Raw genomic sequence first — 22,556 nt, 5'->3', positions numbered from 1 at the left:
GCCATCCCAGTGGGTATGGGCTTGGTTGGGTGTTGCGGGGGTACTGGATCGGGCGGTCGTGACCAGATTCAGTCACACGTGTTTGCATGTGCCCGGCAAGAATCAGGACTTTCTACTATGTGGTCAATGCCGACGTCATTGGTTGTGGTTGTGCGGCAACATGCATATGTTGTTGCTCGACTACGCTGTGCGGGTTCGCGTGGCGCGCCAGGGTCGGCTCGTCGTTACTGCTTGCCAGGACGGTGCTTCGGTCACGCCGCGAGGTGGGGCTGGTTTGGGTGTGACGCCAGCCGGACCTAGAGGGGGGTGACGGTGATGCCGCCGTGGTCTGCACACCGCAAGGGACTTAGCGTCGCGGCTTGCTCGCGCCGCGCGCGTAATCGCCCACATCCGCCGATCCGCCTTCGCTTTGGGCGACGGAAAACTGCGGCTGAGTCTGGGTGATCACCAGCGTGCCGGCCAGTTGCTCCGGCATGCCCAGGCGCAATGCTTCGCCCTCGATCAGGCCGTCCACCGGCATGCTGCCGGGCCTGAGCCGATAGAGTTGCAGCCGGTCGCCCGGCTTGAGGCCGGCCATGCTGCCGGCGTCCAGATAAACCTGGCCGCGCTCGGCGCGGACCACGCGGGTGGAGAACGGCAGGCAGCCGAGTTCTGCCTGGGTGGCGCGGGCTATCTCGTCCAGCTGTTGTGCCACGGCGGCGCCGTAGCCGGTGTCGTAGAAGCTGGCGCTGCCGAAGCGGGTGCCGCTGTGCATCATCACCTGGCCACCGGCGCGCGCGGTGAAGCGCTTACGGCTGATCAGCGCGCCGGATACGCCGTCGAACAGCAGCAGGTCGGTGTCGAAGTAGCGCATTTTCGGCGTGGCCTTGAGGCCGGGCTCGAAGAAGTCCAGCAAGGGCACGATAAAGCCCAGCTTGCGCTCACCCTGTCGGACATCGTTGGCACCGTAGCTCAGTGTGTAGCGCTCACCCTCGGTGCTCATGTCGTTGATGACGCCGCCGACGACGAACTGGGTGGCGTGCTGCCGTGCCAGCCTGCGCACGTGCTCGGGCTGCTGGCGCAGGTCGGCCAGGCCGGGATCGATGGTGAACGGGGCGTCGTTGCCACTGCGGCTGGCGGCGAAGCCGGCGTCGGCGAGCCGACTGGTCAGCGCATCCTGCAGACCGATCTGCAGCTGGCCGATATCGCTGCCCTGGCCGGGCTGGCGGATGCGGAAGGGCGTGACCAGCAACTTGCGCCGGTAGCCGTCGTCGCAGACCGACTCCGGGGCGGGCGCGGCGGGAATCGCCTCGGCAGGTGGCGCCGCCGCTGGCGTGGCTGCTGCTGCAACCGCGGGACTTGGCGCTGAACCGGTCAATGTCTCGATTTCGATGTGGTAGAGCCCACTCGCCTGCCATTCGCGCAGCACCCGGTAGCCCCAAGGCTGGCTGTGGGGGCGTAGCTGGCTGGCCTGGGCCAGTCGCCCGTCATCGGTGGTGTCTTCCAGCGCATGGATGCGGGCGCCATCGGCGAGCCCGGCGTTGAGCAGGGCATCGTCCAGCGCCTGCGCGCGCACCTGCGCCGTATCGTTGCCCAGCGGTGCGACGCCGATCACCGATGCGGCAAGGGCGGGTGCCAACCAGGTGGCGAGCAGCAGGGGCAGTAGCCGCTTCATTGCGCGTAATAGAAGTTGCTGGTGGGACTGCGATCCGGCACCACTTCCACCGCCGCTTGGTCGCTGGCGGCCGGAGCAGGCGCGGGGGTGACGAGGGAGACGATTGCGCTGTCCGGGTCGGCGGCAGGTGGCGCCTCCTCGCGCAGCTCGCCACCCGCGAGCGCAGCGACAAAGCTCGGCGCCAGCGTCAACGAGAGCGTGGTGGTGAAGCTGCCATCGCTGCTTTCCTTGACCGAGACCACCCTGGCTCCGCGCAGGTAACCGTCGACGAACACACGCATGCGGTCGTCACCGAGGACCATCATGCCGACTGTGCTCTGGCTGGAGAGCCGCACGCCGGATACCGTTTCCATCAGGCCGCGATAGGCGTCGAGCTTGGATGCGCGCATCGCCGCCAGCTTCCTCTGCGCCGGCGATAGCTCCTTGGCCGCGGGGGGCGCACCGAAGCCGACCGCGGTGATGACCTGTGGCACGATGACCGCGGGCGCCGCTTCGGTTTGGGCCTCCCGTGGTTTCAGCAGGCTGCAGGCGCCCAGCAGCAGGCACAGGCAGGTAAGGGCAAGGCGTGGAATCATGGCATTACAACGGCGACGGAACAGGCCCTAGTCTAGGGCCTGTCCTGCGCGAATGCCATGGGGGCGGCGTGGGCTTGGTGGCGAGCAGGGCAGCGTTCGCATTATTGGGGACGGCTGGCCCGCCATTTCCTGATCCCGGTTACGCCTAGCAAAACAGCGGTGCTCAGACAAAGCACGCAGAACAGGGCCAAGTGCAGCCATGTGAATGCGGTGCACTGCGCGTCAGCCGTCGTGGTGCAAATGCGAAAGAAAGAGTGGCCGCTGGCACCGACGATTTCCTTGAACACATGCCACACGATGAACAAAGTAACCAGAAACAACCCCAATGGCAGCATTGCTGCTGTGAGGAAAGCGATTGCGGCGAGTCTTCCTGGGCGCATTGGCTATGTCCGGTAGACACTCAGACTGCGCGCACCCGGAACACCAGATCCCATACGCCGTGGCCGAGCTTGATGCCACGGTTCTCGAACTTGGTCAGCGGGCGATAGTCCGGGCGCGGCGCATAGCCGTCGGCGGTGTTCTCGAGCAGTGGCTCGGCGGACAACACGTCCAGCATCTGGATTGCGTAGTCCTCCCAATCGGTCGCCAGATGCAGATAGCCGCCGGGGCGGATGCGCGAGACCAGTTGCTTCACAAACTCGGGCTGGATCAGCCGGCGTTTGTTGTGGCGCTTCTTGTGCCAGGGATCGGGGAAGAACACGTGCGCGCCATCGAGGCTGCCCGGCGCGATCATGTGTTCCAGCACCTCGACCGCGTCGTGATGGACGATGCGGATATTGCCAAGGTTCTGCTCGCCGATCAGCTTGAGCAGGCTGCCGACGCCCGGGGTATGGACTTCAACGCCCAGATAATTGGTATCTGGCATCTGCGCGGCAATCTCGGCCGTGGCATTGCCCATGCCAAAGCCGATCTCCAGCACTGTGGGTGCGGCGCGGCCAAAAGCGGCAACGAGATCGAGTGGCGCTGCGGCATAGGGCACGAGAAAGCGCGGCCCGAGCTCGTTGAGCGCGCGTTCCTGTCCCTTGGACAGATGCCCCTGGCGCAGCACGAAGCTGCGGATGCGGCGCATGAATTGCGGTTGGTCGTCTTGCAATTGTTCGGTGGTCATACCTGGATACTCAAGCAAAAGGCGCCGCGTGCGGCGCCTGCGATCGAGGCCGGATTATACCCGCAGCGGGGAGGGTGTTTGCCCCGCCCGGCGGGATCACAATCCCAGGCCGTAGTAGCGATACACCGTATCGAGCTCGTAACCCAGCGATTCGTACAGCGCCTGTGCCCGGGTGTTGCTGTGCGCGGTGGAGAGCTCCAGCCGGATCGCGCCGCTTGCTCTGCCATGCTCGCACGCCTTGTCCATCAGTTGCCGGGCCACGCCGTGCTGGCGGGCATCCGGCGTGACGTAGAGGTCGGACAGGATCCAGATCCGCGCCGCGGCGATCGAGCAGAACGACGGGTAGAGCTGGATGAAGCCGGCCGGCAGCCCGGCGTGTTCGGCGAGCAGCAGCACCGATTCCTGGCGCGCCAGCCGCTCCTGCAGGAAGGCGCGCGCGGCGGGCACATCGTGGGACTGTTCGTAGAACACCCGGTAGGCGGCGAATAGCGGGGCCAACGTCTCGAGGTCGTCGAGGCTGGCGTAATGGACGGTGGTGCTCATGCCTTGCTGGCGATCATGCCGGCGAGCGGGCTCGACGGATCGGCGCTGTAGAGCTTCTTCGGCATGCGACCGGCGAGATAGGCTTCGCGGCCGGCTTCGACGGCCAGTTTCATCGCGCGGGCCATACGGATCGGATCGCGCGCGCCGGCAATGGCGGTGTTCATCAGCACGCCGTCGCAGCCCAGCTCCATGCCGATGGCGGCGTCGGACGCGGTACCGACGCCGGCATCGACCAGCACTGGAACCTTCGATTGCTCGATGATCAGCCGCAGGTTCCACGGGTTGAGAATGCCCATGCCCGAGCCGATCAGGCTGGCGAGCGGCATGATGGCGCAGCAGCCGATCTGCTCCAGCTCGCGGGCGATGATGGGGTCGTCCGAGGTGTAAACCATCACGTCGAAGCCTTCCTTCACCAGCACTTCGGCGGCCTTCAGCGTCTCGCGCACATTGGGATAGAGCGTGTTCGGGTCGCCCAGCACTTCCAGCTTCACCAGCGGGTGTCCGTCCAGCAGTTCGCGCGCAAGGCGCAGCGTGCGGATCGCATCGTCGCTGCTGTAGCAGCCGGCGGTATTGGGCAGGTAGGTGAATTCGGAAGGCGGCAAGTAGTCGAGCAGGCTGGGTTCGCCCGCAGTCTGACCGATGTTCACGCGGCGGATCGCCACGGTGACGATCTCGGCGCCCGAGGCATCGATCGCGGCGCGGGTCTCGGTGAAATCCTTGTACTTGCCGGTGCCGACGAGCAGGCGCGAGCCATAGGTTTTGCCGGCGATCTGGAACAGGTCTGGGGTCTGGGTCATGCGAAAACCTCTTGCGTGAGAGCGAACGGAGCCAAGACGTTTTTGCCTTGGCCGGCGTAGCGAGCGACGTCTGGGCAAGGCGCCAGCACCGCAGTCACCGGAATGGGCGGGTGGCCCATGAGGATGACGAGGAGCGCGCAACGCAGCCTAGGTGTCGCGCAGTAGCCGGAGAAGGCAAAAATCAGCCGCCGCCGACGGCAACGACCATCTCCACCACATCGCCATCGGCGAGCTCGGTCGCGGCATGCTGGCTGCGCGGCACGATCTCGCCATTGCGTTCCAGCGCAACGCGGCGGCCGGTGAAACCCAGCTGGTCGATCAGGGCGGTGACGGTGAGCGGGCCGGCAAACGTCCTGGCCTCGCCGTTGATGGATAGCTGGAGCACGGGCGATCCTGCGGGGAGTAACTCGCGGCGATTCTAGCATGCGCGTGCTTAACGCCATTGGCTCGGCGTAGCCGATGTAACCCGTATGCGGGTTGTACTACCTCAACGACGGCACTCGGCTAGCAACGTCCTGTGCGATCAGCGTTCTTTCCCTTGGTTTGCTGGATGACGTACCGGCTGGCGTGGTCGAACTCCTGAAACGGCCGCGAAAACCGCTGACGCGACCGGAAAGCGCTATTGTTGATCGTGAGTGTTGCGGGCGGGTCGGCTGGCATGTTGGGGCCGGCCAAGGATGGGGTCATGAATATCCGAACCAAGCTGATCATTCTGGTTCTCGGCATGATGGCGCTGCTGCTGGTGCAAGGGGCCAACAACCTGCTGCGCCTGACCCGCATTCAACATGCCTTTGCCAGCACCTACCACGACCGGCTGACTGCGTTCGTCCACCTGAGGGATCTAGACGATCTGCTCGCTCACGAGCTGGTCAGCACGGTGCAGGACCTGAACGCACAGCGCATCCCGCGCGACGTGGCGGTATCCAATTTTGCCCAGGTGCGCAGCGCCGTGGCCAAGGAGTGGACCGAATACGGGCGGACTGTAGCGACACAACCGGAGCGGGCACTGGTCGAAGAGACCAGCCAGCAGATGGCGCAGATCGAAGTCGCTGCCGCGCGCTACAACGCCTTGCTGGCTGCGCACGACAACGTGGCCCTGGACGCTTTTGCGCAGGACGAGCTGATGGCGGCGGTCAGGCCATTGGGCGCAAACCTGAGCAAACTCGCCAATCTGCAATTGCGCGCCGCGCAGAGCAACTTCGCTGACGCCCAGACACAGTACCGTCGAGCGCTCGGGATCACTGCTGCCGTCATGTTGACGGCCTTGCTGCTGGGGGGCGGATGGACAGCGCACACGCTGGTGCTGCTGTACCGCAAGCTCGATACGCTCAAGGCTGCGATGACGCGCGCGCAGCTGGAACACGATCTGAGCATCCGCGTGGCGGTGCGCGGCAATGACGAAATCGACCAGATCGGTTTGGCGTACAACACGCTGTCCCAGCGTATGCTGGATCAACAATGGAGCCGGGAGACCTTGCTGGCGGTGGCCGAATCGGTTCAGACCGTCGATACGCTCGACATGCTGGCCGAGCAACTGCTCGCCAAACTGGCGCCGCCGCTGCACTGCGTGGCGGCGGCGTGCTATCTGCGCCGCCCGGACGACACGGCACTGATCTATCTGGGAGGCTACGCGGTCACCCGGCAACAAGCGGCCCTGCGTGTCGATGAGGCCAGCGGCCTGCTGTTACAAGCATTGCGCGATCACGAGACCATCACGCTGAAGGATGTGCCTGGCTGTTACCTGCCCCTTGTTTCGGCGCCGGATGCGGGCGCGGCGGCCACGCTGCTGATCTTGCCGCTGCCGCTGGGTGGCGGTGGCGGCCTGGTCATCGAACTGGTGTCGTTCACGCCTTTTGAAGAAAGGGATTGGCGCGTGCTGGAGGCCCTGCCCGTGGCGGGGGGAGCCAGGGTCGAAGCGTTGTTGCGCGGCCTGCACACGAAACAGCTGCTGGACGAAGCCAGCGCCCAGGCCCGGCACATGGAAGATCTGGTGCATGAGCTCGGGCAGCAGAAGGACGAACTGACCGAAACCGAGGCCTGGTATCGCGGCATCATCGAATCGGCGCCAGACGGCATGCTGGTGACCGATACGCGCGGCATCATCACCATGGCCAATGGCCAGCTCGAGGCCATGTTCGGTTACGAGCGCGGCGAGCTCCCGGGCGCAAGCATCGAGCGCCTGGTTCCCGATGCGGTGCGCGGCCATCATGCTGGCTTGCGCGAAGGCTACATGGCCGACGGCACCGCCCGGCCCATGGGGCAGGCGGGCGGCAAGCTGTTCGGCCGGCGCAAGGACGGCAGCGAGTTCCCGATCGAGGTCAGCCTGTCGCTGCTACCGCAGCGCGGCGATGATGGCGCCTATGTCTGTGCCGCGGTACGCGACGCCACCCAGCGCAGGCAGGCCGAACAGGCCGAGCGGGATCGGGCCATGCTGCTGCAGGCATTGATCGACACCATTCCCTACCCGATCTCCTACAAGGACGAGCACACGCGATTCATCGGCGTCAACGCGGCGTACGAGCAGGCATTCGGCGTCAGGCGTGAACAGATGGTCGGCAAGATACTCACCGAGCTCGATTTCCTGCCTGAAGCGGAGCGAACGCAATATCACGCCGAGCAAGAGGAGTTGATCGCCAATATGGGCAGCCTGAGCCGCGAACTGTCGGTGACCTATGCCGACGGCAGGCTGCACGACACGCTCTGCGCGCTGTCAACTTTTCGCAAGGCCGATGGGACGCCCGGTGGTCTGATCGGCATTTACGTCGATATGTCCGATCGCAAGAAGATCGAGGAAATCGAGCGCTTCAACCGGCTGGCCCTGGGGCGCGAGGGGCGCATCGTCGAACTGAAGCGTGAAATCAATGCACTGGCGCGTGAGCTGGGGCGCAAGCCACCGTTCGATTCGCCAGAGCAGCTCGACGAAATCGACGCGCAGGACGACGACCAGCCCCACCAACAGCAAGCGGCCATCAGCCTGGCTGAGGACGCCGTCGCCGCGCGTGCCGAGGTGGAAAACTACAAGAACCACCTGGAAGTGCTGGTGGACGAACGCACCGCTGAGCTCGCGGCGGCCAAGGAAGTGGCCGAAGTGGCCACGCGGGCCAAGAGCGATTTTCTCGCCAATATGAGCCACGAGATCCGCACGCCGATGAACGCCATCATCGGCATGTCGCATCTGGCGCTCAATACGGAGTTGACCCCGCAGCAACGGGACTACACGCAGAAGATCCAGGCATCGGCGCGGCACTTGCTTGGCATCATCAACGACATACTCGATTTCTCCAAGGTCGAGGCCGGCAAGCTCACGCTGGAACACGTCGAATTCGATCTCGATCGCGTGCTGGAAACGCTGGCTACGCTCAGCCTCGCCAAGGCCAACGCCAAACACCTGGAACTGATATTCGACGTGGCCTCGGACGTGCCGCAAAGCTTGATCGGCGACCCGACGCGCTTTGGCCAGATCCTGATCAACTATCTCAACAACGCGATCAAGTTCACCGAGCGCGGGCAGATCCGGGTCGAGATCACGCTGCGCGCGGAGGGCGAGAACGACGTGCTGCTGCAATGCGCCGTGCACGATACCGGCATCGGGCTGACCGAGGCGCAGCGCGGCTTGCTGTTCCGCTCCTTCCAGCAGGCCGATGTCTCGACGACCCGCAGATTTGGCGGCTCGGGGTTGGGGCTGGCGATCTGCAAGATGCTGGTCGACCTGATGGGGGGCGAGGTCGGGGTGGAAAGCGAATACGGTCGCGGCAGCCGGTTCTGGTGCACGGTGCGTCTGGGCAAGGGCGCGCCGGGCGTGCTTGCGGATGCCGCCGTGCTGCGTGATCTGCGGGTGCTGGTCGTTGACGACAACGAAACCGCCGGCACCGTGCTGCAACGCATAGTCGGCGAGCTCGGCATGCATGCCGACGCGGTCGATTCCGGCGCGGCCGCGCTGGATGCCATCGGTACGGCGGCGGCCGCCCAGCCATACGACCTGGTGCTGCTCGACTGGCGCATGCCGGGCATGGATGGCTTCGAGACGGCGCGGCGGCTGCACAAGACGCTCTTGCCGAGCTACCCGCGGCTCATCCTGGTGACGGCCCATGGCAACGAGGAAGTGACCCGGCGGGTCACCGAACAGGGTTTGAGCGCATTGTTGTCCAAGCCAGTGCGCCTGTCTCAGGTGCGAGATTGCCTGATCCGGACCATGGGCGGCGATGTCGCAACGGGCACGCCGGCTCGCGCGGCGCCCTCGCTGCAGGCATTGCACGGCAAGCGGGTGTTGCTGGTCGAGGACAACGAGCTGAACCAGCAGGTGGCGCTGGAACTGCTGGCCGCGACTGGCGTGACGGTCGATCTGGCGGTGCAGGGCGAGATCGCGGTCGCGATGGTGGCGGCGAACGCCTACGATCTGGTGTTGATGGACATGCAGATGCCGGTGATGGACGGGCTGACGGCGACGCGTGAAATCCGCAGCGCGGGCCACGTCTTGCCCATCGTCGCGATGACGGCCAACGCAATGGAGAGCGATCGCCAGCGCTGCCTGGATGCCGGCATGAGCGACTACCTGGCCAAGCCGATCGAACCCGAGCAGCTGTGGCAAACCTTGCTGCGCTGGCTCGGCCCGACGATGGGGGTAACGATCGCGTCCGCGCCTGCCGCCCCAGCGGCAATGCCCATGCTGGAACAGGTGGCGGGGTTGGATGCGGCGGGCGGATTAAGGCGTGTGCTGGGCAAATCGGAAGTATACCTGGGCCTGCTGCGGCGGTTTGTCGCCGGGCAGCGTGACAGCATTCCCGATTTGATCGCGGCGCTGGATCGGGGCGATATGGTGACAGTCGAGCGCATGGCGCACACGCTCAGGGGCGTGGCGGGCAACATCGGCGCGACGGAAGTCGCCGCGGCGGCCGCCTCGACCGAGGAGACGATCCGGCGCCTAGCGCCGCAGACGGAAATACGCGCGCAGGTCGATAGGCTGGACAAGGCCTTGCAGTCCTTGCTCGCGGCATTGCGAGCAGTACTGCCGGCGGAAACGGTGCCCGAAGCCGCCGCCAGCTACGATGTTCTCGCCGCGAGCCGGGCGTGCAGACGGCTCAAGGCCTTGCTTTGCGATAACGACATTGAAGCCAGCGATATGCTGGAGGCAGAGGGCGCGTTGTTGCGCAGTGCGTTGGCGCAGCATTTTGCCCCGCTCGCCCAGGCGATCACGCGCTTCGATTTTCCCGCCGCACTGGCTGAGCTGGAGGCTGGCATGCAAGCGCGACAACTGGACGAAGTCGGATGAATGCCGACCTCAAACCAGGACGCCAGGTAGTCCTGATTGTGGACGACAGCCCCGATACCCTGGCGCTGATTGGCGGGCTGCTGCAACCGGAATACCAGATCAAGGTGGCCACCAGCGGCGAACAGGCGCTGCTGGTGGCGGTGACCGATCCGCCGGACCTGATCCTGCTCGACGTGACGATGCCGGGCATGGGCGGCCACCAGACCTGCCGCCGCCTCAAGGCCAATGTCAGGACCGCGGCGATTCCGGTGATTTTTCTCACGGCCCGCTGCGATGCACAGCACGAATTGCTGGGTTTTGAGCTCGGCGCAGCCGACTACATCGTCAAGCCGTTCTCTCCCGTGATCCTGTTGGCGCGCGTGCGCGCTCAGCTGGCGCTCAAGGCGATGTCCGATTTGCTGCGTGACCAGAATGTCCATCTGGAGCACGAGGTGGCGCATCGCCTGATCGAGATCGAGGCGGAGCGCGATGCCACCCTGCTGGCGCTGGCCTCGCTCGCCGAGCGCGACGTGGAAGCCTGCGATCACGGCCGCCGCGCGCAGCACTATGTGCGCGCGCTGGCCGAGCGCTTGCGCCTAGCCCCGCGCTTTGCATCGCGATTGAGCGACGACTACATCGCGCGATTGTCCAAGGCCGTGCCTTTGCACGATCTGGGCAAGGCCGGCATCCCCGATGCAATCCTGCTCAAGCCTGGCCGGCTGACAGAAGAAGAATTTGCCAGCGTGAGGGCCCATACCACGCGGGGCTACGAGGCGCTGGAGCAGGCCGAACGCGCGCTGGAACTCCCGGGCGAGTTTTTCGGGTTGGCCAAGGAAGTCGTCCTGTCCCACCATGAAAAATGGGATGGCAGCGGTTATCCGCAAGGGCTGGTCGCAGAGGCCATTCCGCTCGGCGCCCGGCTGATGGCGCTGGCCGATGTCTATGACGCGCTGACGAGTCGCCGCATCTACAAGGAACGCACGCCGCATGAGGCGGCGGTCGACATCATTGTGGGCGGTCGCGGTGTGCACTTCGATCCCGATATTCTGGATGCGTTCGTCGATATCCAGGATGAATTTCTGGACATTGCGCTGCGTTTTCCCGACGGGACTACGGCCGCCGGGGTGCGAGTGCGCTGAAACTACGTGGAAGAAATGGATATGCAGCAATTCAAGGATTTAACGGTGCTGATGGCGGACGATATGGAGGTCATGCGCAAGGTGACCGCGACCCAGTTACGCATGCTCGGCATAGACCGCGTGACGATGGTCAGCAATGGTGCCGAAGCCTTGAGAACGCTGAACAGCCAGCGCTTCGACATCGTGTTGTCGGACTGGAACATGCCAGTCATGACCGGTATCGAACTGCTCAAGGCCGTGCGCAGCGACAACGCCCTGTGGCGCCTGCCCTTCGTCATGATCACGGCCGAGGCCGACCGCAAGCGCATTGAGGAGGCGATCCAGTGTGGGGTCAGCGATCTGCTGGTCAAGCCCTATACCCCCGATCGACTGGCCGCCAGCCTTGAGCGCGCCCTGTCGCGCAAGATACGTACGCCGCTGAATTCGGCCAACGTTGCTGAGCCGGTGACGCGAGACAGTGCCGCCCCGCCCAAGGAAGTCGAGGCGCGGGAGGAGCGGCCCGTCCTCCTGCTGGTGGACGACGCGCCAGACAATCTGCAGTTGCTGGCGCAGTTGTTCAAGAGCGATTACCGCGTGCGGGTGGCATCGTCCGGCGAAGCGGCGCTGAGCATCTGCTTTTCCGACCAACCGCCGGACCTGGTGTTGCTCGACGTGATGATGCCGGACATGGATGGGTTCGAAGTGGCCAAGCGCATGCGCGAGTATCCCAACTCGGCAACGATCCCGGTCATCTTCGTCACGGCAATGGATGGCGATGATGCGCGACTCAAGGGCATGTCGCTTGGTGCGGTCGATTTCGTGACCAAGCCCATCGTCCCGGAGCAGTTGCAGCTGCGGGTGCGCAATTTCATCCGTTACGTGATGCTGCGCAAGGAAACCCAGAGCAACTACGATAGCCTGCTGGAGACCGCGCGTATCCGGGAGGACGTGGAGAATCTCACTCGCCACGACATGAAGGGATCGCTGGCGGGCGTCATCAGCCTGGTGCAGGAGCTGGCGAACGATGACATGCTGACCGGCAGCCAGGCTGAAACGGTGCGGGTGATCGAAGACGCAACGCTCAAGCTGCTCAACATGATCAACCTGTCGGCGGAGCTCTATAAGATCGAAACCGGGCGTTTCGAGCTCGACCCCCAGCCGATGGACATCGGCGACATGCTGCATCGCATTGCCAATATTTCCCGAAAGACATTTGCTGGCAAGCGCATTGCGATTGCCGTCGATGCGGGCGTATCGCCGGGGGAGGTCGAGCCCCGGGGGCTGGGCGACGCCATGCTGTCGTACTCGATCTTCCAGAATCTCATCAAGAACGCCTGCGAAGCGGCTCCGGCCAACTCGCGGGTCAGTATCGCGGTCACCTGGCAGGACATGCTACGCATCACCATCGTCAATCAAGGCGTGATTCCGGCCGAGATCAGGGATGCGTTCTTCGGCAAATACGTCACCCATGGCAAACCCCACGGTACGGGCCTCGGTGCTTATTCGGCCAAGAGCCTGACGGAGGCACAAGGCGGGCAGATTGCGTTCGAGGTGTCCGACGAGCAGAAGACGACGACGCTGGTGGTCACCTTGCCGATGGTGCCCGCCGTCTGAGGCGCAACGCATAGGTCGTGCACTGCGACCGAGAGCACGGCAACCACGCCGGTCTGAGCGCTTAACTGCTGCGGGTACGCTGGATGCGATAGACCGAAGGCAGCGCGCGCAGGCGCTTCATCACCTGGGCAAGGTGGATGCGGTCGTGGACCTGCAGCGTGAACTGGATCTGGATATAGCGCTCGTCACCGCCCTGCTCTTGCGTGGCGACCGAGGCGATGTTGGCGTTGGCTTCGGCGATGGCGGCGGCGATCTCAGCGAGCGCACCGCGGGTGTTCTCGGCGAGCACCCGTGCCGGTACGTCAAACAGCCGGGCCACGGCCGGATCCCACTCGACGTCGATCAGCTTGTCCGAATCGACGCGCCCGCCCGACAGCAGCGGACAGTCGTGGGTGTGGATGACGAGGCCCTGGTCCTTCTTGAAGAAACCAATGATGGGGTCGCCCGGGATGGGGTTGCAGCAACGGGCAAACTGGATCGCCATGCCCTCGGTGCCGCGAATGGTGACGGCGGTGGGCTTCTTGCCGGGCGCCGGCTCTTCCAGCCACTGGCCGGACAGTTGCAGCAGCCGCTTGGCGACGACGACGGCAAGGCGCTTGCCCAAGCCCACTTCGGCCAATGCCTCGTCGCGGCTCCTGGCGTTGTTTTCCTTCACCCAGCGCTCCCATACCTCGTCCGACGGCATGATGGCGTTGGGCAGCAGCGTGGTCATGGCTTGCAGCAGCAGCCGCTCGCCGAGCAGCACAGCTTCCTCGTGCCGCATGTTCTTGAGGAAATGGCGGATATGGCTGCGCGCCTTGCCGGTGGTGACGAAGGTCAGCCAGCTCGGGTTGGGCTTGGCGTGGGCGGCGGTGACGATCTCGACCTGATCGCCATTCCTGAGCTTGGTGCGCAGCGGCACCAGCTCGTGGTTGACCTTGGCGGCGATGCAGCGATTGCCGATATCGGTATGCACGGCGTAGGCGAAGTCGACGCAGGTGGCGCCGGCCGGCATCGACAGGATCTTGCCCTTGGGCGTGAAGACGTAGACTTCGTCGGGGAACAGGTCGACCTTGATGTGCTCGAGGAATTCGACCGCGTCGCCCGATTCGGATTGCAGCTCCAAGAGCGACTGCAGCCACTGGTGGGTCTTCTGCTGCACGTCGGAGAAGCTTTCGTCGCCGGACTTGTACATCCAGTGGCTGGCGACGCCGGCATCGGCGATGCGGTGCATCTCGTGCGTGCGGATCTGGATCTCGATCGGCGTGCCGTAGGGGCCGAACAGCGTGGTGTGCAGGCTCTGGTAGCCGTTGGACTTCGCGATCGCAATGTAGTCCTTGAACTTGCCGGCGATCGGTTTGAACAGGCTGTGCAACGCGCCGAGCGCTAGGTAGCAGGTGGGCACGTCGCGCACGATGACGCGAAAGCCGTAGATGTCGAACACTTCGGAGAAGCTGAGGTGTTTTTCCTGCATCTTGCGGTAGATGCTGAACAGGTTTTTCTCACGGCCGGTGACGTTGGCGTCGATGCCGGCATCCGACAGCTTGAGCTTGATGTTGTCGAGGATCTTGCCGACCACCTCGCGCCGGTTGCCGCGCGCGGCCTTCAAGGCCTTGGACAGCACGTCGTAGCGGCGCGGGTGCAGGTATTTGAACGAGAGATCGTCCAGTTCCTGGTAGATGCTGTTCAGGCCGATGCGGTTGGCGATCGGCGCATAGATTTCCAGCGTCTCGCGGGCGATGCGCTTTTGCTTGTCCTCGCGCATCGCGTCCATGGTGCGCATATTGTGCAGCCGGTCGGCGAGCTTGATCAGGATCACGCGCAAGTCGCGCGCCATCGCCAGCAGCATCTTGCGGAAATTCTCCGCCTGCGCTTCTTCCGTGCTCTGGAATTCGAGCTTGTCGATCTTGCTCATGCCGTCGACGAGCTCGGCCACGTGGCGGCCGAATTTCTCGGTGAGCTCCAGCTTGGAGACACCGGTGTCTTCCATCACGTCGTGCAACAGCGCGGCGGCGAGCGCCTGGGCGTCGAGATGCCAGTTCGTCAGGATGCCGGCGACCGCCAGCGGATGCGAAATGTACGGGTCGCCCGTGCGGCGCATCTGGCCGCGGTGCGCGGCCTCGGAGAACTTGAAGGCAGAGGCGAGGAAACTGCGATCTTCCGGCCTGAGGTAGGCCGTTTCCTCGCTGAGGAACCGGTTGGCCGCCGCCAGTATCGCCGGTGCGGAACCGGCGAGTTCGGGAACGTCAGCAGCGGCCAGCGCCGGTTCCATGGCGGCTATCCGGTGATCAGGTCCGGGTGCGCGTGAGGATGTCGCGACCAATGATGCCAGCGGCGATTTCGCGCAAGGCAAGCACGGTGGGCTTGTCGCGACCCGGGGCATCGATTTGCGGCGTGGAGCCGTTGGCAATCTGGCGGGCGCGGTAGGCGGCGGCGAGGGTCAGATCGAAGCGGTTTTCGATGCGGGGCAGGCAATCATCAACGGTTACGCGGGCCATGGGAAAATCCTTGTCTTGAAACGAGAAACAGTTAGCCTGGAGTGTACCAGAAACGCAGACCGCCCCGCGAGGCGGGGCGGCGTAAGGGGCGGCAGGCTCAGGCCTTGAGCGCGTTGAGCAGCGCGCCGTGGCGGATGCGCTGTGTATGCAGGCGTAGCCGGATCGCACGTACCACCGAGACGATGTCGCGTACCGCTTCGTCGATATGCTCGTTGACGATGATGAAATCAGCCTCGGAATAGTGGCTCATTTCCTCACGCGCTGCGGCCATGCGCTGGGCGATGATGGTCTCGCTATCCTTGCCGCGATTGCGCAGGCGCGCTTCCAGTACCTCGACGGCGGGCGGCAGCACGAACACGCCGACGGCGTCAGGGAAGATGTGCTTGACCTGCTGCGCACCTTGCCAGTCGATTTCCAGCAGGATGTCGCGGCCGTTATCGACGACCGATTCGATCCAGGTCCTGGAGGTGCCGTAGTAGTTGCCGTAGACCTCGGCGTACTCCAGCAATTCACCCGCGGCGATCATGCGCTCGAATTCGCTGCGTTCGACGAAATGGTAGTCCTTGCCGTGCACCTCGCCGGCACGCGGTGCGCGGGTGGTGAACGAGATCGACAGCTGCACGTTCTGATCTGCAGCCAGCAGCGCCGCCACCAGCGTGGTCTTGCCTGCGCCCGACGGTGCGGTGACCACGAAGATATTGCCTTTCGCCATCGTCAAAATCCGTAAGAAATTAAAGGGCAGGTTAGCACATTCACCGCATTGGAAAACAGCGGCAAAGCCGCCTTCATGCGGCATTCAATGAAAAAGGGGCGGCCGAGTGGCCGCCCCTTGCTGCGTTGGTGCGTGAGATCAGCCTTGCAGCAGGCTCAGTACTTGCTGAGGTAGTTGGTTGGCCTGTGCCAGCATCGCGGTGCCCGCCTGTTGCAGGATCTGGCCCCGCGTGAGGTTGGCGGTCTCGGCGGCGAAGTCCGTATCGCGTATCCGGCTACGGGCGGCCGAGAGGTTCTCGGTCGTCGTCGCGAGGTTGGCGATGGTCGCGGAGAAGCGGCTTTGCAGGGCACCGAACTTGGCGCGCTGGTCGTTGATCGCGGTCAGCGCGTCATCGACGATGCGTAGCGCCTGGGTGGCATTTTCCACCGTCGATACATCCAGCGTTTCCACGGTCTTGAGATCGGCCTGGAAGGACATGCCCGACCCGAACACCGAGGTGCCATCCACTGCGGTGAAGAACACGCCGGACGTGAAGGCCGCCGTGTCGGTGGTGATCGAATACGATTCCGCTGCGTTCAGCACGACCTGGCCAGCGAAGTAGGCCGAACCGGTACTTCCGGCGCTAAAGACGACACCGCTGGCCAGGCGCTGTGAGAGCCCGCTCGACGACGCCGTGTCGTAGTTCCAGACCTCCATCGAGCCGCCGATGCCGCTGGCGATGCCACTGGCCGAGCTCAGCGCGATATTGGAGCCGTCCTCGGCCACCAGCTTCACGCCATAGCGCGTGGTGCCGGTGGTGTCGGTGAAGGTTTCCACCTGCGCGGTCACGCCGGTCTGCGACGATTTGGAATTGAACGCGGAAACCGCCTGCGCGTATTCGTCGGCATCGATGCTGCCGTTGTTGTTGCTGTCGTCGACATTGAACGTCACCGACTGGAAGGTGCTGCTCTTGGAGGCGAGTGCCAGCGAGAAGGTGCCGCTGCCCATCGACACCACGGTCTCGGTGCGGGCGCTGGCTTTCACGCCGGTGCCGGCCTGGTTGATCTTGGCGGCGATCTCGCGTGCCATGTCGGTGTCGTCGACCGAGATCGAAATGCCGTTGATGCTGAAGGTGCCCGAGGCGGCAACGGCGACCCCCGCTGCGTTCACGATGCCACTGGCGCCAGGCGCGAAGGTGCTGCCCGAGGTCAGCACATTGCTGATGGTCTTGGCACCGGTGCCATTGCCTGCGCCGATCTGATAGCTGCCGTACTGGTTGGTACGCAGATTGGTGGTGGTGGCGAGTATGGTCTCGTTGGTGTTGGCACCGATCTGGTAGACGGCAGCGGTGAAAGTGCCGTCGAACAGCTTCTGGCCGTTGAACTGCGTGGTCTGGGCGAAACGCTCCAGCTCGCTGGTGAGCTGGCTGACTTCGGCGTTGATCGCTTCGCGATCGCCCGCCGAGTTGGTGGCGTTGCCCGATTGCACCGCCAATTCGCGAATGCGCTGCAGGATATCGCCCATCTGGGCCAGTGCGCCTTCGCCGGTCTGCGCCAGCGAGATGCCGTCATTGGCATTGCGCTGCGCCTGGGTGGAGCCGCGGATCTGGCTGGTCATGCGCTCCGAGATCGCAAGCCCTGCGGCATCGTCTTTGGCGCTGTTGATACGCAAGCCGGATGACAGGCGCTGCAGCGATTGATTCAGGTCACCCTGGCTCTTGTCGAGGTTGCGTTGCGCATTCAGCGATGGAATGTTGGTGTTGATGACTTGCATCACGGTTCTCCTTGGCGGGCCAGCGACGGTCCGTCTGTCGGCCGACGCCACGCGCCGTGCCCGATTCGGCAGCCACGCCATGCGGGCCGCCCATTGCGCGAGAGGTCATGCAAAAGCCATGCCAGGAGCTTACGGGCCCGACGATGAGCGTCGGTGCTGCAAGCAGGCAGAGCGGCAAATGCGCGCCCAGCCTGCCTTGGCAGTCGATCAGCCGGGCTGATCGTGTGAAAGCAACGTCCTAAGCCGGGCGCAAATCAGCGAGTCGCCACCGGGCGATACGGCAAGCGGATGAGACGGGCGGCAAAACTTGCCGTTGCCGCCATGGCTTGCGGCAGTGCCTCACACGGTGATCAGCTGGATGCCGGGCAGGCTGGCGAGGCTCACTTCGCGGGTGATCGCGACGAACTCGGTGAGGTAGGCGGTGTCGGCGCGTTCTTGCGGCACGGCGGCGTAGAGCTCGGAAGTGAGCCCCGCGGTGGTGATCGGCTTGGCGACGATGTAGCCGCGCTCCAGATAGTGCTGCACGCTCCAGCGCGGTAGTGCGGCGATGCCACGGCGGCTGGCCACCAGCTGCAGCATGGCCACCGTCAACTCGGTGGTGCGGCGCTTCGGGTTCACGCCGGCAGGACGCAGCACCTTGCGCACCAGATCCAGCATGTCGTCCGGCACCGGGTAGGTGATCAGCGTCTCGTCGGCGAAGTCGGTGGCTTCCAGCACCGGCTTGTCGGCCAGCGGATGATCGCGGGCGACGAGGGCGACCATGTCGTAGGCGAACAGCGGGAAATGGGCGATACGCGCTTCGTCCTCGCGCTCGGACACGATGGCGAGATCGGCACGGTCTTCGAAGATCAGCCCGACCGGGTCGGCATGAAAGCCGGAGACAATGTCGAGCTCCACCTCCGGCCAGCGCTCGCGAAAGGTGTCCATCGCCGGCATCAGCCAGTCGAAGCAGGTGTGGCATTCCACGGCAATGCGCAGGCTGCCGGCCTCGCCCTCGCGCAGCTTGGCGATGTCGCGCTCGCTGGCTGCTACGCGTGGCAGCACCTCGCTGGCGAGCTGCACCAGCTTTTCCCCGGCGGGCGAGAGCTTGAGTGGCTGTTTGCGCACGAACAGCGGCAAGCCGTAGTGCTCCTCCAGTAGCCGGATCTGGTGCGACAGCGCCGATTGCGTCAGATACAGGCGTTCCGCGGCACGGGTCAGGCTGCCCGCCTCGCGGATGGCGAGCAGTGTTTTCAGATGGCGCAGTTCCAGCAATGATTGCATTGAATATCTCTCATGCTGATCGTGAAAAGAATGAGTTTGAATCATATGTGTTCGATGCGGATGATGCAAAACACATTCATGGAATATGGAGATTGCAATGACTATTGCTCATGTACTGGGCTTCCCGCGCATCGGTGGCCAGCGCGAGCTGAAGCTTGCCGTGGAGGCATACTGGCGTGGCGAGATCGCCGAGACCGAGCTTGCTGCCGTCGGCAGCACGCTGCGCCGCCGCCACTGGCAATGGCAGAAGAACGCCGGGCTCGACTTTGTCAGCGTCGGTGATTTCGCCTGGTACGACCAGGTGCTGGGTACCGCTGCGCTGCTAGGCGCCTTGCCCAGCCGCTTCGGTTTCGACGCCGGTACGCTCACGCTGAAGCAGTACTTCGAACTGGCACGCGGCAACGCCGGCCAGCCGGCGCTGGAAATGACCAAGTGGTTCGATACCAACTACCACTACCTCGTGCCGGAGCTGGATGACCACACCCGCTTCGACGGCGGCGTGGACTGGTTCTTCCATGAGGTGCAGGAAGCGCTGGCCCAGGGCCACAAGGTTAAGCCGGTGCTGCTCGGGCCGCTATCCTTCCTGCATCTCGCCAAGGCCAAGTCGCCCAGCCTCGATAAGCTCGGCCTGATCGGTCGCGTATTGCCGGCCTATCGCCGCATCCTGGCCAAGCTGGCCGCGCTGGGCGTCGACTGGCTGCAAATCGACGAGCCCATCCTCGGCCTGGCGCTGGAACCGACCTGGCTTGCTGCGTTCGAGCCGGTGTATCGCGAGCTGGCACAAGGTGGCGTGAAGCTGCTGCTTGCCACCTATTTCGACAGCGTGGCCACGCATGCCGAGTTGCTGGCCCAGCTGCCGGTGGCGGGGGTGCATATCGATCTGGTGCGCGCGCCCGAACAGCTCGATGCGCTGCTCGCGCTATGGCCGCAGGATAAGATCCTGTCCGCCGGCGTGATCGACGGTCGCAACATCTGGGCGGCCGATCTTTCCACCAAGCTGGTCACGCTGGAAGCGGCCCAGGCGCGGCTCGGCGAGCGGCTGTGGGTGGCCTCGAGCTGCTCCTTGCTGCACAGCCCGGTCGACCTGGACTCTGAGGACGCGCTCGATGGCGAACTCAAGTCGTGGCTGGCCTTCGCCAAGCAGAAGCTCGGCGAAGTGGCGCTGCTCAAGACCGCGCTGGAGCAGGGGCGCGCCGCTGTGGCCGCGCAGCTCGCCGCCAGCGATGTCGTCGTCAAGAGCCGGCTGACTTCGCGCCGCATCCACAACTTGGCGGTGAAGGCCCGCGTCGCCGCGTTGACGTCCGACGACGCACAACGCGCCAGCGCCTATCCGCAACGTGCCGAGCAGCAGCATGCCTGGCTCAAGCTGCCGCCGCTGCCGACCACCACCATCGGCTCCTTCCCGCAAACGAAGGAAATCCGCACCGCCCGTGCCGCCTTCAAGCGCGGCGAATTGCCCGAGGCCGACTACATCGCCGCAATGCAGACCGAGATTCGGCTGGTGGTCGAGCAGCAGGAGGCGCTGGGGCTGGACGTGCCAGTGCATGGCGAAGCCGAGCGCAACGACATGGTCGAGTACTTCGGCGAGCAACTGGCCGGCTTCACCTTCACCCGCTTCGGCTGGGTGCAGAGCTACGGCAGCCGCTGCGTGAAGCCGCCCATCATCTTCGGCGATGTATCGCGCCCGAAGGCGATGACGGTGGCGTGGAGCCGCTACGCGCAATCGCTCACCACCAAGCCGATGAAGGGCATGCTGACCGGCCCGGTGACCATCCTGCAGTGGTCGTTCGTGCGAGATGACCAGCCGCGCGAGCAGACCTGCCTGCAGATCGCGTTGGCGATCCGCGACGAGGTGGTTGAGCTGGAACAGGCGGGCATCAAGGTCATCCAGATCGACGAACCAGCGTTCCGCGAAGGCCTACCGCTCAAGCGCGGCGACTGGGATGCCTATCTGGAATGGGCGGGCCGTGCCTTCCGCGTGTCGGCATCGGGCGTGGTCGACAGCACGCAGATCCACACCCACATGTGCTATTCGGAGTTCAACGACATCTTGCCGGCAATCGCTGCGATGGACGCCGACGTGATCACCATCGAGACCAGCCGCTCGGACATGGAACTGCTCGAAGCCTTTGGTACCTTCCACTATCCGAACGAGATCGGCCCGGGTGTGTACGACATCCACAGCCCGCGCGTGCCGCCGGTGGCCGAGATGCTGCGGCTGATCGCCAAGGCGCTGGACGTGGTGCCGGCGGAGCGTCTGTGGATCAACCCGGATTGCGGCCTGAAGACCCGCGGCTGGCCGGAAACCGAGGCGGCGCTTACCAACATGCTGGCCGCCACCCGCGAAGCACGCGCCGCGTTGGCCGAGGGCCGCAAGCTGGTGGTCGCGGCGGCGCAGGTCTACACACCGGTGCATGGCAGCGGCGCCTGCAGCTGCCACTAAGCGCGGCTGACAAAACCCTTCTGGCTACGTCGCGCTCACTTGGCGTACACCTTGTACTGTCTGCGACAGAGGGAAGTCCGGTTCATCGCCGTTCAGGACGTTTCGCGCGTCAGCCAGAACCGCTGCGCTGGGTTTTGTCAGCCGCTCCAAGCAGCAAATCGAAGAAAACCCGGCGATGCCGGGTTTTCCTTTTCTGTTGATGACTGGAGGCCTGATGTTCAGCCAGATCGTGCAGTTCCGCTTGCTTGCCGCAACCGAGGTCGACCATTTCGAAGCGCTGATCGATGAGATGATCGCCTGGCTACGGGCGCAACCCGGCTTTGCCGGCTACCAGCTGTTCCGCGCAGGGCGGGACGGCATCGACCTGATCCACTGGCACGACGAAGCGGGCTGCCGGGCAAGCCTCGCCGCCTTCATAGAGACGCGGCTCGCGCAGGTGCTGATGGCGCTGTGCGAGCCGCAGTGCAATAGCTTCTTCGGTGCGTGCCGCCGCTGGAATGGCGGCACTTCGTTGCTACTCAGGCAAGACTGAAGTCGAGGTTGGTCGGCACTTCGAGCACTTGTACCGCAGCGCTGCCGGTTTCCTCAACATCGCGGTCCACCACTTCCAGTGCGAAACCGCTGGCCCAGGCAGCGCCGGTGCCAGTGACGAAGAAGCCATAGCTGACTTGTTCGGCCTCCTCCGGCACCTGCAGCACGATGTCCACCGTGGTCCATTCGTGGCTGCCACGCAGCGGCCGGTTGTCCATGTTGTCGAAGCGGATGCCCCGGGTGAACTTGCTGTCGATGCGCAACCACATTTGCACGGACCGCGCCGCCTCGGTGCGCAGCGCAGCGCGCAATCGCAAGCGTTGGCCACGGTAGGGCTGCGCCTTGATGGTCTGCATCAACGTGCCGAAGCCGGGGTCTTTGTCGTAGATGCGGGCGGCTTCCTCGCGCAGCACGCAGCGGATCACGGCAGTCGGGCGATCGTGATGGCGCACGGCGGTGTCGAGCCCCATCAGGTAAAGATCAGGGCGTGAGCCGGCCCGGACCCAGCCTTGCGGGATGGGCAGCGTCTGCCGCGCATCGGGCTGGCTTTCGGCCTCGATTTTGGCAGACAGCACGTTCCAGTTGTCGCATTCGAATTGCTGGGCGACGAGGTCCAGGCATTCACCGTGGCTGAGTTCAATGGCTTTGCGCGCAAGGCCGGCGCGCAGCGACTTCGCCAGTAATTTGGCGTCGCGAAAAGTACGCATGGCAAGATCCTATG

General features: G+C 64.4%; 17 protein-coding genes. 5 read left to right on the top strand and 12 right to left on the bottom strand.

The features are described from left to right. Positions 1–346 precede the first annotated feature (346 nt). The 6 genes from NLI84_RS12845 to thiS form a co-directional block, all read right to left on the bottom strand. Positions 347–1,654, bottom strand: a complete 1,308-nt coding sequence (locus tag NLI84_RS12845) for a flagella assembly protein FlgT middle domain-containing protein (RefSeq protein ID WP_255990772.1) — start codon at positions 1,652–1,654, stop codon at positions 347–349. Beyond that, positions 1,651–2,229, bottom strand: a complete 579-nt coding sequence (locus NLI84_RS12840; protein WP_255990770.1) for an LPP20 family lipoprotein — start codon at positions 2,227–2,229, stop codon at positions 1,651–1,653. Before NLI84_RS12840 ends, NLI84_RS12845 begins: the two co-directional genes overlap by 4 nt. 400 nt (positions 2,230–2,629) lie before the next feature. Then, the gene (gene trmB, locus NLI84_RS12835) at positions 2,630–3,337 is read right to left on the bottom strand and encodes a tRNA (guanosine(46)-N7)-methyltransferase TrmB (protein ID WP_255990768.1); all 708 of its coding nucleotides are present in this window, start codon (positions 3,335–3,337) and stop codon (positions 2,630–2,632) included. Positions 3,338–3,433: 96 nt separating this feature from the next. Then, positions 3,434–3,880, bottom strand: a complete 447-nt coding sequence (locus NLI84_RS12830) for a GNAT family N-acetyltransferase (RefSeq protein WP_255990766.1) — start codon at positions 3,878–3,880, stop codon at positions 3,434–3,436. Beyond that, positions 3,877–4,677: a thiazole synthase gene (locus NLI84_RS12825; protein ID WP_255990764.1), complete on the bottom strand. Its 801-nt coding sequence runs from the start codon at positions 4,675–4,677 to the stop codon at positions 3,877–3,879. The genes NLI84_RS12830 and NLI84_RS12825 overlap by 4 nt, the downstream gene beginning before the upstream one ends. Positions 4,678–4,858: 181 nt before the next feature. Beyond that, the gene (thiS, locus tag NLI84_RS12820) at positions 4,859–5,062 is read right to left on the bottom strand and encodes a sulfur carrier protein ThiS (RefSeq protein WP_255990763.1); all 204 of its coding nucleotides are present in this window, start codon (positions 5,060–5,062) and stop codon (positions 4,859–4,861) included. 300 nt (positions 5,063–5,362) lie between these two features. On the opposite strand from thiS, the gene NLI84_RS12815 reads away from it, so the two are divergent. From NLI84_RS12815 to NLI84_RS12805, 3 genes are read left to right on the top strand one after another with little or no spacing between them, the layout of a single operon-like run. Continuing rightward, entirely contained in the window at positions 5,363–9,946 is a 4,584-nt protein-coding gene (locus NLI84_RS12815; protein ID WP_255990761.1) for a response regulator, read from the top strand. Beyond that, complete coding sequence (locus tag NLI84_RS12810; protein ID WP_255990760.1) at positions 9,943–11,064, top strand: response regulator; 1,122 nt, start codon at positions 9,943–9,945, stop codon at positions 11,062–11,064. Before NLI84_RS12815 ends, NLI84_RS12810 begins: the two co-directional genes overlap by 4 nt. Before the next feature lie 21 nt (positions 11,065–11,085). Continuing rightward, positions 11,086–12,657, top strand: a complete 1,572-nt coding sequence (locus NLI84_RS12805) for an ATP-binding response regulator (protein WP_255990758.1) — start codon at positions 11,086–11,088, stop codon at positions 12,655–12,657. A 61-nt stretch (positions 12,658–12,718) separates the two neighbouring features. On the opposite strand, the gene NLI84_RS12800 is transcribed toward NLI84_RS12805, so the two are convergent. The 5 genes from NLI84_RS12800 to NLI84_RS12780 form a co-directional block, all read right to left on the bottom strand. Then, on the bottom strand, positions 12,719–14,908 hold the full coding sequence (locus tag NLI84_RS12800; RefSeq protein WP_255990757.1) for a RelA/SpoT family protein: 2,190 nt from the start codon (positions 14,906–14,908) through the stop codon (positions 12,719–12,721). A 16-nt stretch (positions 14,909–14,924) separates the two neighbouring features. Then, on the bottom strand, positions 14,925–15,134 hold the full coding sequence (gene rpoZ / locus NLI84_RS12795; protein WP_255990755.1) for a DNA-directed RNA polymerase subunit omega: 210 nt from the start codon (positions 15,132–15,134) through the stop codon (positions 14,925–14,927). Between the two features lie 97 nt (positions 15,135–15,231). Then, positions 15,232–15,846, bottom strand: coding sequence for a guanylate kinase (gmk, locus tag NLI84_RS12790; protein WP_255990752.1), 615 nt, complete (start codon positions 15,844–15,846; stop codon positions 15,232–15,234). 138 nt (positions 15,847–15,984) lie between these two features. After that, on the bottom strand, positions 15,985–17,598 hold the full coding sequence (locus tag NLI84_RS12785; protein WP_255990750.1) for a flagellin N-terminal helical domain-containing protein: 1,614 nt from the start codon (positions 17,596–17,598) through the stop codon (positions 15,985–15,987). Positions 17,599–17,937: 339 nt separating this feature from the next. Next, positions 17,938–18,861 (bottom strand): LysR family transcriptional regulator, encoded by a 924-nt coding sequence (locus tag NLI84_RS12780; protein WP_255990748.1) that lies wholly within the window; start codon positions 18,859–18,861, stop codon positions 17,938–17,940. A 97-nt stretch (positions 18,862–18,958) separates the two neighbouring features. Between NLI84_RS12780 and metE the strand changes: the two genes are divergently transcribed. Then, positions 18,959–21,304 (top strand): 5-methyltetrahydropteroyltriglutamate--homocysteine S-methyltransferase, encoded by a 2,346-nt coding sequence (gene metE, locus NLI84_RS12775; protein WP_255990747.1) that lies wholly within the window; start codon positions 18,959–18,961, stop codon positions 21,302–21,304. A gap of 214 nt (positions 21,305–21,518) precedes the next feature. Continuing rightward, positions 21,519–21,836 (top strand): antibiotic biosynthesis monooxygenase family protein, encoded by a 318-nt coding sequence (locus NLI84_RS12770; RefSeq protein WP_255990745.1) that lies wholly within the window; start codon positions 21,519–21,521, stop codon positions 21,834–21,836. Here NLI84_RS12770 and NLI84_RS12765 read toward each other — a convergent pair. After that, positions 21,823–22,542: a glyoxalase superfamily protein gene (locus NLI84_RS12765; protein WP_255990744.1), complete on the bottom strand. Its 720-nt coding sequence runs from the start codon at positions 22,540–22,542 to the stop codon at positions 21,823–21,825. The genes NLI84_RS12770 and NLI84_RS12765 overlap by 14 nt on opposite strands. Positions 22,543–22,556 lie beyond the last annotated feature (14 nt).

The organism is Chitinolyticbacter albus (assembly GCF_024437655.1).
GTDB lineage: Bacteria > Pseudomonadota > Gammaproteobacteria > Burkholderiales > Chitinibacteraceae > Chitinolyticbacter > Chitinolyticbacter albus.
This window is presented reverse-complemented; position numbering and strand designations above follow the sequence as displayed.